The organism is Nonomuraea sp. NPDC051191, from assembly GCF_044455665.1.
In the GTDB taxonomy this organism is placed as follows: Bacteria; Actinomycetota; Actinomycetes; order Streptosporangiales; family Streptosporangiaceae; genus Nonomuraea.
Genome location: NZ_JBITEZ010000014.1, coordinates 293,618 through 308,579, shown reverse-complemented (window position 1 = coordinate 308,579; position 14,962 = coordinate 293,618). Strand labels below are relative to the sequence as shown.

Below are 14,962 nucleotides of genomic sequence, written 5' to 3'. Positions count from 1 at the left end.
GTGAGATGAGCCGCGGCAGGGTGGGCGTGATCGTCGCCCCCGCCAATCCCTCGGCGGAGCCCGAGCTGACCCGCCTGCTCGGCTCGCGCGCCGACATGCACGTCACCCGCTTCCCCGTGCACCGGGGAGTGGCGCTCGCCGAACGACTGGAGAGCTACAACGAGGCGCTGCCCGGCATGGTCTGCGCGTTCGACGGCCTGCCGCTCGACGCCCTGGTCATGGCCTGCAGCGAGGCGCGCTACCTGCTGGGGCCCGACGAGGACGGCGACCAGTGCGCCCGGCTGTCGGCCTCGACCGGCGTGCCGTTCGCGTCCTCCACACAGGCCACCAGGGAGGCGGTCGAGCACGTCGGCGCGAGCGACATCGTGCTGGTCTCGCCGTACCAGCCGTGGCTGACCGAGCTGGCCGAGCGCTTCTGGAAGACGGCGGGGCTCAACGTCACGCAGGTCGTCCAGGTGCGGGCCGCCAAGGGCGGCTACTCCTCCTACGCGGTCACCCCGGCCGAGCTGATCACCCAGGTCGAGCGGGCCGAGGTGCCCGGCGACGCGGTGCTGCTGTTCACCGGCACCGGCATGGCCACGCTGCCCGTGCTCGGGCCGCTCAGCGCCGGCAACGACCGCACGCTGCTCACGTCCAACCTCTGCACCGCCTGGTGGGCCCTGTCGCGGGCCATCGGCGAGCACGTCACGCTCAGCCGGGTGCCCTACCGCCGCCACATGGCGGAACAGGGGAGGCGCCCCGCATGAACGGCGTCATCGTGGTCGGGGCCGGCCCGGCGGGGCTGACCGCGGCGCTCTCGCTGGCCAGGGCCGGGATCCCGGTCACCGTGCTGGAACGGGAGAACGAGCTCGCCGTGCAGGCGCGGGCCTGCACCTTCCACCCGGCCACGCTCGACCTGCTCGACGAGCTGGGCGTGGCCTCGCAACTCGTCGCCAAGGGCCGCGTGGTCGACCGGGTGCAGTGGCGTGACCGCTCGGGGATCGTGCTGGCCGAGATGGGCATGAACCGGCTCAACGGCCTGACCAAGCACCCGTTCAAGCTCCACGCCGACCAGGCCGCGCTCACCCCGCTGCTGCTCGCGGCCCTGAACGCCTACCCCGACGTCGACGTGCGCTTCGGCACGCGCGTCGACGGGGTCTCCGAGGGGGGCACCGGCATCCGGGTCCGCGTCGGCCACACCTGGACGCGGGCCCGGTACATGATCGCCGCCGACGGCGGCCACAGCACGGTACGCGGCTCGCTCGGGCTGCCCTTCCCCCGGTCGGCCTACCCGACACAGGCGCTGCGTGTGTTCACCGACTCGCCGCTCGACCGGCTGCTGCCGAGCCTGGCGCCGCTCACCCACGTCCGCGACGTGCAGCAGTCGTGCACGCTGCTCGCGCTGCCCGACCACTGGCGGATCATCTTCAGGATCCCTTGCGACGCCACCGAGCCGCTGTCCTCGCCCAACGTCTCGATGCTGGTCCGCCGCGCCCTGCCGGGGGCGAGCGGGCCCATCCACGTGACCGGGGCCGACCGGTTCGGGCTGTCCAGGGGCGTGCTGACCTCCTACCGCTGCGGACGGGTGCTGTTCGTCGGCGACGCCGCCCACCTGACCTCCACGGTCGGCGGCCTCAACATGAACGCCGGCATCCACGACGCCGCCGAGGTCGGCCAGGTGATCGCGGCCGTGCTCGGCGGTTTCGCGCCGCCCACCGCGCTGGAGGCGTGGGCGTGGCGGCGGCGGTCCGTGCTGCTGCAGCGGGTGATGCCGCGCGGCGGGACGCGGCCGGCCGGCGTGCGCGAGCGCGACAGCGCCCGGCTGGCCGCGGCGATGGCCGGGCTGCGGGCCATCGCCGGCGACCCGGAGGCCACGCGGGCCTATCTCGCGCAGGCCTCGCTGCTCGACACCGTTCCCGGATCCACCGGCGGAGCCCGGCCCGTCTGAGACACCGCTGAGGAGGTGTGACACCGCATGTGGCGAACGCTCTCGGACGAAGCGCGCCAGTCCATCCGCGAGCTGTGCGACACGCACGGCTCCGGCCTCTACGACTACTGCCGCACCGAGCTGGCCGCGGGCGACGCCGAGCAGGCGGTCGCGGGCGCGCTGGTGTCCGCCCACCTCTACGCGGGCCGGCTGCCCGACCCCGCCCTGCACCGGCCCTGGCTCTACGCCCTGGCCCGCGCCCATCGCGCGTTCGTGGCCAAGCCGGCCAGCATCGGCTCGTGGTCGCGTCCCGGGCGGATGTCGGAGCTGCTGCCCGAGGCGCTGCTCTCCCTCGACCGGCCGCTGCGCGAGCTGCTCGACCTGTCCCTGCGCCACGGCCTGTCCGACGCCGAGCTGGCCACCGTCTTCAGCCTGACCCGGGACGAGGTCCGAGCCGTCGTGACGCGGGCGTCCGACGGGCTGGAGGGCTGGTTCGCCGCGATCATCGCCGCGCGCGGCCGTACGGGATGTCCTGATCTGACCACGCGGGTGGCGGCCTGGGTCACCTCGCCGGGGCGGCGGGCCCGCGCCCGGATCAGCCGTCACATCCAGGGCTGCGCCGCCTGCCGGGCCGCGCCCCGCACCATGTCGGCCGCCACGCTGCTGCGCCGGCTGCCGATCGCGGCGCTGCCCGGCACACTGCCCACCCGGCTCGCCTCGGCGCAGCCGCTGCCCGCCGACGCACCTTTCTGGCGGGCTGACGGCTTCCCCGTGCAGGCACGCACCCTGGTGGAGCCCCTCGGGGCCCCGCCGGGCGTGGAGGCAACGCCGATGCCCCCGGTCGCCGACCCCACGACGGCGACACCGGGAAAGCCCTGGTCGGCGGCGGGCGCGGCCGCCGCCGACCAGGAGCCTCCGGGACCGGCGGCGCGCGGGCGGCACCCGTTCACCCCGACGAGCCGCACCCGGCCCTTCCGCGGCTCGCCGGGCGACAAACTCGTCTACGGCGACCGCGCCGAAGGCGGCCTGAGCGGCACCGTCGTCAACGGCACGGCCAACGGCAGCGCCGTCGGTGGCCCCGTCGGTGGAGCTGCCGGTGGAGCTGCCGGTGAGAGCGGCGGCGACGGCGCCGCCGCCCCGCCCGGCGCCATGATCATCCGGTACGGCGGCATCGGCTGGAACGGCGAGCCCGGCGCCCTCGACCGGCTCGACGGCGAGGCGCCCTGGCAGGAGTTCTGGCGCGAGCAGCCCGAGGAGCCCGAGCAGGAGGCCGAGGCCCCGATCCGCGCGGTGGCCAGGCTCGGCCTGCTCCTGGGCGTCGGCCTGCTGGTGGTGGGCCTGGTCTGGGCCGTGCTCAACGCCCGCGCCCACCCCGCGACGACGGTCACCAGGACGGCGGCGCAGTCGAGCCTCCCGGCCGAGACGCCCACGCGCTGGACGGCCGCGATCGGCCCGGCCGCCGGCTCCGGCCTGTCGTCCCAGGACAGGAAGGTCGAACTGCCGAAACCGGACCCGCCCACGGCCCGGGTGTCCCCCCGGTCGGTCTCGCTGGGGTCCGGGCGCGCCGGGTCGTTCTCCCTGTCGTGCACCGGGACCTGCCGCGTCGTCTCGGCCACCGGCACGCGCGGCATCGTCGTGGACGGCACGACGTTCCGGGTCACGGACCCGCGGTCGCGGCCCGGCTGCCCCGGAGGGCCCGACGTGCGGCGCGGCCGGATCACCATCGTCTGGACGGCCCGCGCCACCGGCGACGGCCTGCGCACCGGCGGCACGGCGACCGCCGGCGGCACGCTCACCCTGCCGGTGAGCTGGACGATCGCCAGGGACAAGGGCGTACGGCGGCTGGACGCCGAGCGCGGCGTCCACTGGAGCAACTGCCGATGAGGCCCCGGACGCGCCGGGGCCTCACGCGCGGCTAGAAGAACTGGAACCCGGGCTCGGGCTCCGGCAGGTCGAGCTGCCGCGGTCCCCTGAACGTGGCGCCGTCCTTGGGCACGTCGGTCAGCGGCGTCCCGAGCACGAACGGCACGGCCACGCTGCTGCCGGCCAGGTCGACGGTGACGATCGCGCCGGTGCCCTCCTCACTGGTGTAGGTGGTGTCGGTCCCGGCCAGCACCAGGCCGATCCGGTGCCCCTTCCTGAACGTGTAGTCCTGCGGCAGCGTCAGCCACTTGACCGTCCCGTACGTGCCGACGGGCAGCGGCCGGGCCTGGCTGAGCGAGTCGCGGTTCTGGACGTCGATCCAGCCGCGGGCGACGATCTCCAGCGGGCGGGTGGCCACGTTCGTGGTCACCTTCTTGTAGCAGGCGTCGTCGGCCGCGGTGCTCTCGCCGTGGCAGTCCTCCTCGGTGAGCGTGGTGACGCCCTGGCCGCGCCGCCAGTCGACGCGGGTGTCCTCGCCGAAGTCGACGAGCAGGGCGGTCAGGTTGGCGGTGGGCTTGTCGAGCTTGACCCGCAGGTCGGCGGTGGGGACGCCGGACAGGCGCAGGTCGAGCGGGAGCGCGCCGGTGGTGAAGGCCGCGCGGCCCGGCTGCGCCGTGCCGACGTCGGCCACCATCTCGTTCTCGCTCAGCGCGAGGTCGGTGAAGGTGGCGGTGCTGTTCCCGCGGGCCTTGAGCAGGCCGAGCGAGCCGTCGGCGGCGGGCCGCAGCACGGCCTTGAGCGCGTACGGGGCCGGCCAGTCGCGCTGGGTGGTCCACTGCGCCGGGCCGAGCTGCACGTCGGCGCGGGGCTCGTTCGTGATCCCGTTGCGGACGCCGTGCAGCCAGTAGTCGAACCAGCGGTGCAGGGTGTCCACCCACAGGTCCCTGCGGCCCTCGAAGTCGAACGGGTCCACGTGCTGGTACTGGCCGACCCAGATCTTGCGCGGCACGTTCCGCTGGGCCAGGGCCTGCCACCAGGCGGAGAAGTTGTCCGGCCGGACGTTGAGGTCGTTGACGGTGTGCACGACGAAGACGCTGGCCTTGACCTTGGAGGCGTCGCCGAGCAGGCCCTTGAGGTAGTCGCGTTCGTTCCAGAAGGCGTTGTAGTCACCGGTGTCGTCGCCGTCCTCGGCGTCCATGCGGTCGCGGACGGCCTGGCACTTGGCCTCGGGGTCGGTGTCGACGTAGTTCGTCAGCCAGGAGGCGTAGTCGTAGTTGTAGACCACGCCGTTCGAGCGCTGGTACTTGTACCAGGAGCTGATGGCCGAGATGGGGACGATCGTCTTCAGGCCCTCGACGCCGGTGGCGGCCACGGCGTTGGCGAGCGTGCCGTCGTACGACTTGCCGATCATGGCGGCCTTGCCGGTGGTCCAGTCGGCCACGGCCGGGGTGCCGTCGGCCCTGGTCGCCTTGGCGCGGCCGTTCAGCCAGTCGATGACCGCCTTGCCGCCCAGTACGTCGGCCTTGCCGCCCATGTCGGGGCAGCCGTCGGACCTGGTGGTGCCGAGCATGTCCACGTTGAGGACGGCGTAGCCGCGCGGGACGAAGTAGTTGTCGTAGAACAGGGGGAATTTCGTGACGTTGCCGGAGGCGTCGTACTGCTTGCGCTCCCCCTCGTTCCCGCGCCCGGAGTTGTCGTAGTACGGACTCTCGTCGATGATCACGGGCACCTTGAGGCCCGGACCGGACTCCTTGGGACGGATGATGTCCACCCTGACCCTGTCGAGCGCGCCGTCGAGGTCGCTGTCCACGGTGGACTCGACGTACACGTGCTCGCGGACGGCGTCGGCGTAGGAGAAGACCGGCTGCGTCCGGCCGTCCTTGACGGTGATCGTGGGTCCGGCAGCGGCTTGTGCCGGGGTCGCGATCGCCAGAGTGAGGGCGACCGCGAAGAGGGCCGGGCGTAATTGTGGCACGCGTGACCTCCGTGACAAGTGTCTAGATTTCCCCCGCAATCTCTCACCCGCCCCCAAAGCTGACAAGATCCCAGCTATGGACGTACAGGACCGGATCCGGGGCTGCCTGCTCGGCGGCGCGATCGGCGACGCGCTCGGGGCGCCCATCGAGTTCGAGTCGCTGCGGGAGATCCGCCGGCATCACGGCCAGGACGGCATCACCGGATATGTCGCCACCTGGCGGGGCACGAGCGCGCTCGTCACCGACGACACCCAGATGACCCTCTTCACCGTCGAGGCGCTGACCCGCGATCCGACGCCCGGCGGGGTGCGGCAGGCGTACCTGCGCTGGCTCGACACCCAGGAGCACCGGGCGCCCCCGCCCGGCGACCGTCCCCACCGGACCGGCGCGCTGCGCGAGGAGGGCTGGCTGTACTCGCGGCGGGCCCCGGGCAACGCCTGCCTGTCCGGGCTGCGCCGGCCCTTCCCCGGCCCGTCGCCGTTGGGCACACCCGGCCCGGTGAACCCCGGCTCCAAGGGCTGCGGCACGGTCATGCGCTCGGCGCCGTTCGGCCTGCTCGCGCCGTACGACGCGGGCGCCGCGTTCGAGCTGGCGGCGGTTTGCGCGCAGATCACCCACGGCCACCCGACGGGCTACCTGGCCGCGGGCGCGTTCGCCGCGATCGTCGCCCGCGTGATGACCGGCGAGCCCCTGGAGGACGCCGTCCACCGCGCCCTCGGCCTGCTGGCCGGTCGGCCGCGGCACGAGGAGACGTCCGGCGCCCTGCGCGCGGCGCTCGACCTGGCCGCGTCCGGCCCGCACTCCGCCGAGCGGGTCGAGTCGCTGGGCGGCGCCTGGGTGGCCGAGGAGGCGCTGGCCATCGGCGTCTACTGCGCCCTGGCCGAGCCGTCGCCCGAGCGGGCGCTGCTGCTGTCGGTCAACCACTCGGGCGACAGCGACTCCACCGGCTCGGTCTGCGGCAACCTGGTGGGCGCCGTGCGCGGCGCGGCGGCGCTACCGGCCGCCTGGCTGACACCGCTGGAGGGACGCGAGACGATCGAGCGGCTGGCCGCCGCCCTCCTCTAGGCTGGAGGCCCACCGGGACGGAAGGGATCGCATGCGTAACGTCGCGCGGACCTCGCTCGTCGACTCCGCCATCGAGGAGCTGCGCAGGGAGATCGGCAGCGGGGCGTGGCCGGTCGGGACGAAGATCCCGTCCGAGAGCCGGCTCGCCGAGAGCCTCGGCATGAGCCGGCTGTCGGTGCGCGAGGCGGTGCGGGTGCTGGCCCACGCCGGGCTGCTGCAGACCAGGCAGGGCGACGGCACGTACGTGACCGCCACCGACGAGTCGCAGGTGGCGCTGCGCCGGCGGCTAGACCGGGCGACCGCGATGGACATCATCGACGTGCGCCGCGGGCTCGACCTGGTGGCCGCCCGGCTGGCGGCGGTCAAGCGCACCGGCGACGACGTGGCCGCGATGCGCGAGGCGCTGACCCGCCGCGGGTCGGCCGCGCGCACCGGCGACCTCGACGGCTTCGCCGACGCCGACGCCGACTTCCACCTGCTGGTGGCCGACGCGGCGCACAACCCGCTGCTGGCCGACCTCTACCGCAGCATGCGCGACGCGCTGCGCGAGAGCGTCAGGGACAAGGAGCAGGCGGCGCTGGCGCCCGACCCGTCGCACGACGACCTGCTGGAGGCGATCGAGGCGGGCGACGCGGCCAGGGCGGTCGAGGTCGCGGTCGCCATCCTCGACGTCCAGGAGAGCGACCTGTGACCCGCGCGCCCGTCGCAGCGGACGGTCAGCGGGCGATCAGCACGGCGAGCCCGGCGGCCGGGCCCAGCAGGATCGAGGCGGCGGCGCACACCTGCGCGACCGGGCTCGGCACGGCGGGCCGCGCCGGGCCCTCCGCGGCGAAGACCGGGCGGATCCAGCGCAGGTAGTAGAAGAGGCTGGCGACCGTGTTGGCGGCGGCGACCACCGCGAGCCAGGCGTACCCGCCGTCCCAGGCCGCCGCGAACATCAGCAGCTTCCCGGCGAACACGGCGGTCGGCGGCGTCCCGACCAGCCCCAGCAGGCAGACCACCAGCGCGAACGCCGTCCACGGCGACCGCCGGCCGAGCCCCGCGTAGTCCCGCAGCCGCTCGGCCCCGGTGGCGACCACGACGGCGAACGCGCCCAGGTTCGTCACCGCGTAGGCGGCCAGGTAGAACAGCAGCGCGGGCGCGGCCAGGCCGGTGCGTCCCGCCACCGCGACCGGGACCAGCAGGTAACCGGCCTGGCTCACCGTCGAGTACGCCAGCAGCCGCCGTACGTTCTCCTGCTGGCAGGCGGCCAGGTTGCCCAGCGTCATCGTGCCCGCGGCCAGCACGGCGAGCAGCGCGGGCTCGTCCAGCACCGTCGTCGCCAGCCGGTACAGCGCCACCAGCGCCCCGATCTTGGGCACCGTGGTGACGAACGCCGCCACCGGCGCCGACGTGCCCTCGGTGACGTCGGGCACCCAGAAGTGCGCGGGCGCTCCCCCGGCCTTGAACAGCGGCCCGGCCAGCAGCAGCACCGCGCCCACGGCCGGGGCCCGCGCGGCGGGGTAGGCGGTGGCGCCGGACCAGCCGTACACGAGGGTGACCCCGGCCAGCATGAGCACGCCGAGGAAGGCGCCCATCAGGTAGTACTTGAGCGCCGCCTCCGTGCCGGACGCGTCCTTGGCGAAGCCCGCCAGCGCGTACGCCGGGATGCTCGCCAGCAGGTACGCCGCCACGAGCACGAGCAGGTCGTCGGCCCCCGCCATGAGGACGGACCCCAGCGCGGCCAGCACCATCAGCGTGTACAGCTCGGTCTCCCTGCTGTTCCCCCTGGCCCGTCCGGTGGCGAGCCACACGCTGAGCAGGGTGGCCAGGCAGACGGTCAGGCGGGCCGCGCCGGTCGGCGGATCGACGGCGTAGGCGTCGAAGGCGAGGGCGGCGGGGCGGCGCAGGGCGTCGGCGCTCGCCGCGATGGCCCCGGCGAGCGCCGCCATGCAGATCCAGGCGGCCACGCGCTGCCGGTGGCGCGGCACGAACAGCCCCGCGACCAGCGCCGCCACGGCTCCCGCCAGCATCAGGACCTCCGGCAGCAGGCCGGTGACCGCCGCGCCGCCATGGGGTGCGGTCATCGGCCCGCCAGGGCGACGACGGCGCGGGCGGCGGGCTCGATCAGGTCGAGCAGCGGGCGCGGGGCCAGGCCGATGAGCACCGACAGGACGAGCAGCGGCGCGATCGCGGCCAGCTCGCGCGGCCGCACGTCGGTGACCCGCGGCGTCAGCTCGCCCGGCTCGCCGAGGAACGCGCGCTGCAGCACCCGCAGGAACAGCGCCGCGGTGATCAGGATGCCGACGACGGACAGCGCGCCCGCGACCACGGCCCCCGAGCCGATCACCCCGGTGAAGATCTGGAACTCCGCGATGAACCCGGACAGTCCCGGAAGCCCGAGCGAGGCGAACGCCGCCACCGCCGTGAGCCAGGCCAGCACGGGGGCCCGTCCGGCGATGCCGCCGTACCGGCCGAGGGCGTAGCCGCCCGCGCGGTCCCACAGCACGCCGGTGATCAGGAACAGCGCGCCGGTGACCAGGCCGTGGCTGACCATCTGGGTGACCGCGCCGGTGACCGCCAGCTCCTTGGCCCGCGCCGGCCCGCCGGCCAGCCCGGCGGCGCCCAGGGCGAGGACGACGTAGCCCATGTGGTTGACCGAGGTGTAGGCGATCAGCCGTTTGAGGTTCTCCTGGGCGAGCGCGACCAGGGCGCCGTACAAGACGCTGACCAGGCCGATCAGGATGACCAGCCAGGCGTACGAGCGCCACGGGCCGGGCAGCAGCGGCACGGCGATGCGGGCCAGCCCGTACGTGCCCATCTTCAGCAGCACCCCGGCGAGGATGGCCGAGCCCGCGGCCGGGGCGTCGGTGTGCGCGGGCGGCAGCCAGGTGTGCACGGGCACAACCGGCGTCTTGACCCCCAGGCCGATCCCGATCGCGAGCAGCACCGCCGCGCCCGCGTCCGGCGGGCGGCGGGTGAGGTCGGCGAGGTCGAAGGTGTGCGGGTCGGCGGCCAGGTACAGGCCGATGAACCCGAGCAGCAGCGCCAGCGAGCCCAGGAACGTGTAGAGGAAGAACGTCAGCGCGGACCTGGCCCGGTCGCCGTGCCCCCAGCCGACGATCACGAAGTACATGCCGACGATGGACAGGTCGAAGAAGACGAAGAACAGCAGCAGGTCGAGCGCCGCGAACAGCCCGGTCGAGACGGTCTGGAGGAACAGGAACAGCGCCGCGTACGCCTTGGGCCTGGTGGGCTCGCGCAGCGACTGGACGGCGCAGAGCAGGAACAGCACCGCGGTCATGGCGATCAGCGGGAGCGACAGGCCGTCCACGCCGACGTGGTAGCCGGCGCCCGCCGTGGGGATCCAGCGCACCCTGGTCTCGTACGCCAGGCCGCCTCCGTACCCGGTCCACAGGGCGATGACCAGGGCCAGGTCGGCGGCGGAGGCGGCCAGCCAGATCCGGCCGGCCGCGCGCGCGGTGACGCCCGGCAGGACGAGCAGGGCGGCGGCGGCCAGCGGCAGGAACACGACGACGTTGAGCACGCCTCACCTCACGATCGCGAACACGACGGCCAGAACGACGAGGGCGACGACGGCCTGGGCGAAGTAGGTGTGGACCTGCCCGGTCTGAGGGCGTCTGGCCAGCCCGCCGAGGCGTCGTACGGCGCCGCCGGCCCGCCGTACGAGGTCGTCCAGCCCTGCCTCGAACGGGCTCCCGGCCAGCCGCGCGGCCCCCAGCCCCGCCCGCGCGACGGCCTCGACCGCACCCTGCACGACCCGCTCGTCGAACCACGCCACCCACCGCGCCGCCCCCAGCAGCGGCCCCCACACCACACCCCGCGCCACCCTCTCCAACCCCAGCCACCGCCCGAACACCCCGCCCGCGTACGGAAACGCGGACGTCCCGGGCCGCACCGCGATCGCGGCGGTCACCAGGGCGAGCGCCGGGATCCCGGACAGGGCCAGCTCACCCGCGGTGAGGCCGGGCGCGCCCGGATCCCCGACCAGCCGGGACCACCAGCCGTGCACCGCGGGCAGCCCGACCACCCCGAACCCGGCCGCCACCAGGGCGAGCACCGGCAGCGGCAGCAGCTCCGCCCCCGCCACCCCACCCGAGGCCCGCCGCTCGGCCCCGGTCGCGGTCCCTGCCCCTGCCCCGGCCCCGGTCGCGGTCCCGGTCGCGGTCCCGGTCGCGATCGCCGTGTCGGCGGGTCGCCAGACCTCGGCCAGCGCCTTACCCGCGTACAGGGCGGCCACCAACCCCGCCGCGAACGCCACCACGCGCAGGCCCGGCTGCCCGACCCCGGCGAGGACGGCGTCCTTCGTCACCCACAACGACAGCGGCGGCACCCCCGCCAAGGCCGCCGCCCCCACCGCGAACACCACCCCCACCAGCGGGAACCGCCGCGCCGCGCCGTGCAGCCCGGCCAGGTCCTTGGTGCCGAGCGCCGCCAGCCAGGCCCCCGCCGCGAGGAACAGCAGGCTCTTGACCGCCGCGTGCGCGACCAGGTGGGCCGCCCCGCCCGACACCGCCGACACCCCGGCCGCCAGCACCATGAACCCGACCTGCGCGCACGTCGAGGCGGCCAGGAGCTGCTTGAGGTCCCGCTGCGCCACCGCCACCAGCCCGAGCAGCAGCGCCGTCACGGCCCCCGTCCAGGCCACCACCGCCGCCGCCCAGCCGGTGACCGCGAGCAGGGCGTGCAGCCGCATCAGCAGGTACGCCCCCGCCACCACCATGGTCGCCGCGTGCAGGAAGGCCGACACCGGACTCGGGCCCACCATCGCCCGCGACAACCAGAACGCGAACGGCCCCTGCGCCGACTTGCCCAGCGCCGCCAGCACGACCCCGCCCGCCACCAGGTCGCGCCACGGCGGCGGCAGCCCCGGCAGCCCGGCGAGCGCCAGCCCGCCGCCGCCGGCCAGCGCCGCGCCGCAGGCGACGTACAGGCCCAGGTCGCCGGCCCGGGTGGTGACGAAGGCGACGGCGCCCGACCGTACGTGCTCCCGGTCACGCCAGCGGTAGCCGATCAGCGCGTACGACATCGCCCCCATGACCTCCCAGCCCATCAGCAGCAGGACGAGGTCCGTCGCGGTCACCGTCGCCAGCATCGCGCCCAGGAAGATCAGCATGAGCCCGTGGAAGCGCCCCGACCGCCGTTCCCCGGCCGCGAACACCAGCACGGCCAGCCCGACCGCCGCCACGGTGACCACCATGACCGCCGAGAGCCCGTCCACGGCCAGCCCTTCGCCGGAGATCAACCGGGCCGTCGCCGAGGGCCTGGTCACCACCGCGTGCACGGCCAGCCCGAGCGTCGCGACGGCCGTGGCGACGGACAGGGCGGGGGCGGCGCGGCGTACCGGGATCAGGAGCGCGCCGGCGGTGGCGGGCAGCGCGGGCAGCAGCCACAGGGACGGGCTCATCCTTTGAGGTCTCCCGCGGCGTCGGTCATGTCCACGTCGCGGGCGCGGAAGACGGCCGTGGTGACCGCGAAGCCCATCGCCATCTCCAGCGCCATCACGGTGACCGCCACCAGGACGAGGACCTGGCCGTCCGCGGCTGCCGGGGCGACGTGGTACCAGAAGGCGCCGCCGGCCGCGATCAGGCCGTTGATCATGAGTTCGAGGCCCATCATGAGCATGACGATCGACTGCTGGGACAGGACGCCGTACAGGCCGACGGAGAACAGGGCGGCGGCCAGCAGCAGGAAGGCCTGGAGCGTCACCGGTCGTACCGTCCCCGGTGGGTGGCCAGCAGCACGGCCGAGATCATCGTCGCCAGGATGGACACCCCGACGACCATCATGACCAGCATCTTCGGCCCCATCAGGGACAGGCCGAGCGCGTGCGTGGGGTCGGCCGGCGGCCGTCCGCGCCGGCTCGGCGGGGCCGCGAGCAGCGCCCCGGCCGCCAGCAGGACGAACACCGTCCCGGCGATGGCCGCCGCGCCCCGCCGGTTGTGCACCATCTTCATCGGCATGAGCCCGGCCGGGTTCATCATGTACATGATCATGAAGACGGCCATGACCAGCATCTCCATGACCATCATGAGGACGACCAGCACCCCCAGGTACTCCAGGTCGATCAGCAGCAGCGTCCCGCCCACGGCCAGCAAGGAGACCAGCAGCGCGAACGTCGCCCGCGCCATCGAGTCCACCACGAACACCGCCACCCCACCCGCCACCGCGACGACCGCCAGCCCCCAGAACGCCCCGCTCACGGCAGCACCGCCATCGCGACGACCAGCAGTTGTGCGAGCGTGACCGGGATCAGCACCACCCACGAGAACTGCACGAACCGATCCATCCGCACAACCGGCACCCGATGCCTGACCACCACCAGCACGGCCAGCACCGCCACGGTCTTGAGCAGCCCCCACCCCCAGCCGGGCAGCACGGGCCCCGCCGCGCCCCCGAGGAACAACGGCACCGCCCCGGCCGCCGCCACGACCAGCAGCGCGTACCGTCCGGCCAGGAAGACCAGCCGGTCCGGCCCGCCCAGCTCGCCCGGCACGCCGCCGCACACGTCCCGGCCGACCGGCTGCCCCATCGGCCCCCAGAACGCCATCGCCACCGCCGAGACGAGATAGACCACGAACGCGACCGGCATCCACACCACGAACCACAACCCCCGCTGCGCCGCCACGACGTCCGCGAACCGCAACGACCCCGCCCCCACGCCCGCGGTGATCAGCACGAACATGTGCGGCAGCTCGTACGCCATGCCCTGGGCCAGGAACCGGTAGCCGCCGACCAGCGGCCACACGGCGTTGACCCCCCATCCGACCAGCCACAGAGCCCCCCAGACGCACACCTCCATGGCGTTGAACCACACCACCCCCGCCCCCATGTCCAGCACCGGCGCACCCCCTACCGGCAGGACGACGGCGGCCAGCAACGCGGCCAGCGGCAACACCACGACCCCGGCCCGGGTGAGCAGGACGTCGGCCCGATCCGTCCGCCGCCGCTGCTGCACCACCAACCGCGCCCCCTCCCTGAACGGCGCCCCCATCACCCCCCGGCCCCCCCGGGCCCCACCGAGCGCCGCGTCAAAGGCCGCCGCCCCCCACACCAACACCGCCATCCCCAAGGCCACCACCCCCGCAGCCATCCCCAAGGCCATCACCCCCGCTGCCATCAGCACCCCTTCGCCGGCTGCCCGCCCGGACTCACCCGTCCCGCGTTCCGGCCTCCGCCCCCGCTGGAAGTCGGTCGAGGTCCGGATCGAGACCGGCCACGATCAGCCGTGCCACAGCGAGCTCGGCACCGACCAGAAGACCCGGCAACAACGCCAGCACCTCACCCACCGACCCCCTCCCGCCGCCGAAGGCCCCGACGATCCCTTCGCGCCCACCCCACTCCCTCACCACCCTGGAACCCCCGTCACGCTCACCCACCTCCCCGGGCTCCGCCACCCCGACCATGGCTTCGATCTCGTCGAGCCACCGGTGCAGGCGATCCAGGGCGTCCCCCTGAAGCTGTCTCGGGGCGTCGGGGCCGATCTGGCCCGCGCCGCGCAGCATCCACCGCAGCACCCACGACCGACGCACCCGCCGCGTGAACCGGACGCACCGACGCCTGTCCCCGTCATCGACGGCGCCCGCGAGCAGGCGATCCCTCAGACGACGGGCCTCTCTCGCGGCGGCCGGCCACCCGGCCACGCCGAGCAGCCTGCCGAGGCTGTCCAGACGGGCCGCCGCCGTACGCCGCCGCGTCTCCTCCCGGCGCTCCCCCGGCCTCGCTTCCCAGAACGCACCCCGCGCGACCTCGGCAGGAAGGGCCCTCACCTGCGCCTCCTGGATCACATCCCCTTGCAGGACGGTCTCCACCACCAGCCCAGCAGGCCAGTCCACGAGTACGGGCCCCAACGGAACATGCAGCCGATCCAGCTTCAGCCCGTCCCGATCGGCCCCTCGCTCAGCCATGGGCGGTTCGCCCGCGCCGTCCCCGGACGAACCCGAGGCCATGTCACGGGCGTCCTCCCACTGCCCCCGCTCATCCCCCAGGACGCGAACCGCCCCGTCCAACGCGGCCACGACCTCACCACCCGAGACGTCCGGCGGCAGTCCCACCAACGCCCTCGGGACCGGAACGGCCCCCCAGACCCCCCGTACGGCCCCCGCCAGCTCCGGCCCCGGACGCCCGCACACCACCACCAAGCTCGCCTCCG

Annotated in this window: 13 protein-coding genes; 5 read left to right on the top strand and 8 right to left on the bottom strand. The window is 74.5% G+C overall.

Going from position 1 to position 14,962, the window contains the following annotated elements; all coding sequences use genetic code 11:
- Positions 1–5: 5 nt before the first annotated feature.
- Genes ACIA8R_RS37490 through ACIA8R_RS37480 form a run of 3 tightly spaced genes read left to right on the top strand, consistent with a single transcriptional unit; the run spans position 6 to position 3,790 of the window.
- Positions 6–746 carry a hypothetical protein gene (locus tag ACIA8R_RS37490; RefSeq protein ID WP_357697784.1) on the top strand — a complete coding sequence of 247 codons (741 nt, stop codon included), beginning with the start codon at positions 6–8 and terminating at the stop codon, positions 744–746.
- On the top strand, positions 743–1,927 hold the full coding sequence (locus tag ACIA8R_RS37485; RefSeq protein WP_357697782.1) for an FAD-dependent oxidoreductase: 1,185 nt from the start codon (positions 743–745) through the stop codon (positions 1,925–1,927). Before ACIA8R_RS37490 ends, ACIA8R_RS37485 begins: the two co-directional genes overlap by 4 nt.
- Positions 1,928–1,954: 27 nt before the next feature.
- Positions 1,955–3,790: a hypothetical protein gene (locus ACIA8R_RS37480; protein ID WP_397042376.1), complete on the top strand. Its 1,836-nt coding sequence runs from the start codon at positions 1,955–1,957 to the stop codon at positions 3,788–3,790.
- Between the two features lie 31 nt (positions 3,791–3,821).
- Here ACIA8R_RS37480 and ACIA8R_RS37475 read toward each other — a convergent pair whose 3' ends face one another.
- On the bottom strand, positions 3,822–5,744 hold the full coding sequence (locus ACIA8R_RS37475) for a Xaa-Pro dipeptidyl-peptidase (protein ID WP_397042375.1): 1,923 nt from the start codon (positions 5,742–5,744) through the stop codon (positions 3,822–3,824).
- A 76-nt stretch (positions 5,745–5,820) separates the two neighbouring features.
- Here ACIA8R_RS37475 and ACIA8R_RS37470 point away from each other — a divergent pair, with 76 nt between their 5' ends.
- Positions 5,821–6,810: an ADP-ribosylglycohydrolase family protein gene (locus ACIA8R_RS37470; protein WP_397042374.1), complete on the top strand. Its 990-nt coding sequence runs from the start codon at positions 5,821–5,823 to the stop codon at positions 6,808–6,810.
- Between the two features lie 31 nt (positions 6,811–6,841).
- Positions 6,842–7,501 (top strand): FadR/GntR family transcriptional regulator, encoded by a 660-nt coding sequence (locus tag ACIA8R_RS37465; protein ID WP_364090404.1) that lies wholly within the window; start codon positions 6,842–6,844, stop codon positions 7,499–7,501.
- Between the two features lie 25 nt (positions 7,502–7,526).
- Here the strand turns inward: ACIA8R_RS37465 and ACIA8R_RS37460 are convergent, their stop codons facing one another.
- The 7 genes from ACIA8R_RS37460 to ACIA8R_RS37430 form a co-directional block, all read right to left on the bottom strand.
- On the bottom strand, positions 7,527–8,876 hold the full coding sequence (locus ACIA8R_RS37460; protein ID WP_397042373.1) for an NADH-quinone oxidoreductase subunit N: 1,350 nt from the start codon (positions 8,874–8,876) through the stop codon (positions 7,527–7,529).
- On the bottom strand, positions 8,873–10,336 hold the full coding sequence (locus ACIA8R_RS37455; protein ID WP_397042372.1) for a NuoM family protein: 1,464 nt from the start codon (positions 10,334–10,336) through the stop codon (positions 8,873–8,875). Before ACIA8R_RS37455 ends, ACIA8R_RS37460 begins: the two co-directional genes overlap by 4 nt.
- A gap of 3 nt (positions 10,337–10,339) precedes the next feature.
- Positions 10,340–12,217 (bottom strand): proton-conducting transporter membrane subunit, encoded by a 1,878-nt coding sequence (locus ACIA8R_RS37450; RefSeq protein ID WP_397042371.1) that lies wholly within the window; start codon positions 12,215–12,217, stop codon positions 10,340–10,342.
- A complete protein-coding gene (gene nuoK, locus ACIA8R_RS37445) occupies positions 12,214–12,519 on the bottom strand; it encodes an NADH-quinone oxidoreductase subunit NuoK (protein ID WP_357698325.1) in 306 nt (101 codons plus the stop codon). Before nuoK ends, ACIA8R_RS37450 begins: the two co-directional genes overlap by 4 nt.
- Positions 12,516–13,013: an NADH-quinone oxidoreductase subunit J gene (locus tag ACIA8R_RS37440; protein ID WP_357698326.1), complete on the bottom strand. Its 498-nt coding sequence runs from the start codon at positions 13,011–13,013 to the stop codon at positions 12,516–12,518. Before ACIA8R_RS37440 ends, nuoK begins: the two co-directional genes overlap by 4 nt.
- Positions 13,010–13,876, bottom strand: coding sequence for an NADH-quinone oxidoreductase subunit H (locus ACIA8R_RS37435; RefSeq protein WP_397042390.1), 867 nt, complete (start codon positions 13,874–13,876; stop codon positions 13,010–13,012). Before ACIA8R_RS37435 ends, ACIA8R_RS37440 begins: the two co-directional genes overlap by 4 nt.
- A gap of 85 nt (positions 13,877–13,961) precedes the next feature.
- A complete protein-coding gene (locus tag ACIA8R_RS37430; RefSeq protein WP_397042370.1) occupies positions 13,962–14,828 on the bottom strand; it encodes a hypothetical protein in 867 nt (288 codons plus the stop codon).
- Between the last annotated feature and the right edge of the window lie 134 nt (positions 14,829–14,962).

Bases quoted from the DNA above. Each gene is read 5' to 3' on its own strand.
- ACIA8R_RS37490 (WP_357697784.1), top strand. From the start codon at position 6: ATGAGCCGCGGCAGGGTGGGCGTGATCGTCGCCCCCGCCAATCCCTCG.
- ACIA8R_RS37485 (WP_357697782.1), top strand. From the start codon at position 743: ATGAACGGCGTCATCGTGGTCGGGGCCGGCCCGGCGGGGCTGACCGCG.
- ACIA8R_RS37480 (WP_397042376.1), top strand. From the start codon at position 1,955: ATGTGGCGAACGCTCTCGGACGAAGCGCGCCAGTCCATCCGCGAGCTG.
- ACIA8R_RS37470 (WP_397042374.1), top strand. From the start codon at position 5,821: ATGGACGTACAGGACCGGATCCGGGGCTGCCTGCTCGGCGGCGCGATC.
- ACIA8R_RS37465 (WP_364090404.1), top strand. From the start codon at position 6,842: ATGCGTAACGTCGCGCGGACCTCGCTCGTCGACTCCGCCATCGAGGAG.
- ACIA8R_RS37460 (WP_397042373.1), bottom strand. From the start codon at position 8,876: ATGACCGCACCCCATGGCGGCGCGGCGGTCACCGGCCTGCTGCCGGAG.
- ACIA8R_RS37450 (WP_397042371.1), bottom strand. From the start codon at position 12,217: ATGAGCCCGTCCCTGTGGCTGCTGCCCGCGCTGCCCGCCACCGCCGGC.
- ACIA8R_RS37435 (WP_397042390.1), bottom strand. From the start codon at position 13,876: ATGGCGGTGTTGGTGTGGGGGGCGGCGGCCTTTGACGCGGCGCTCGGT.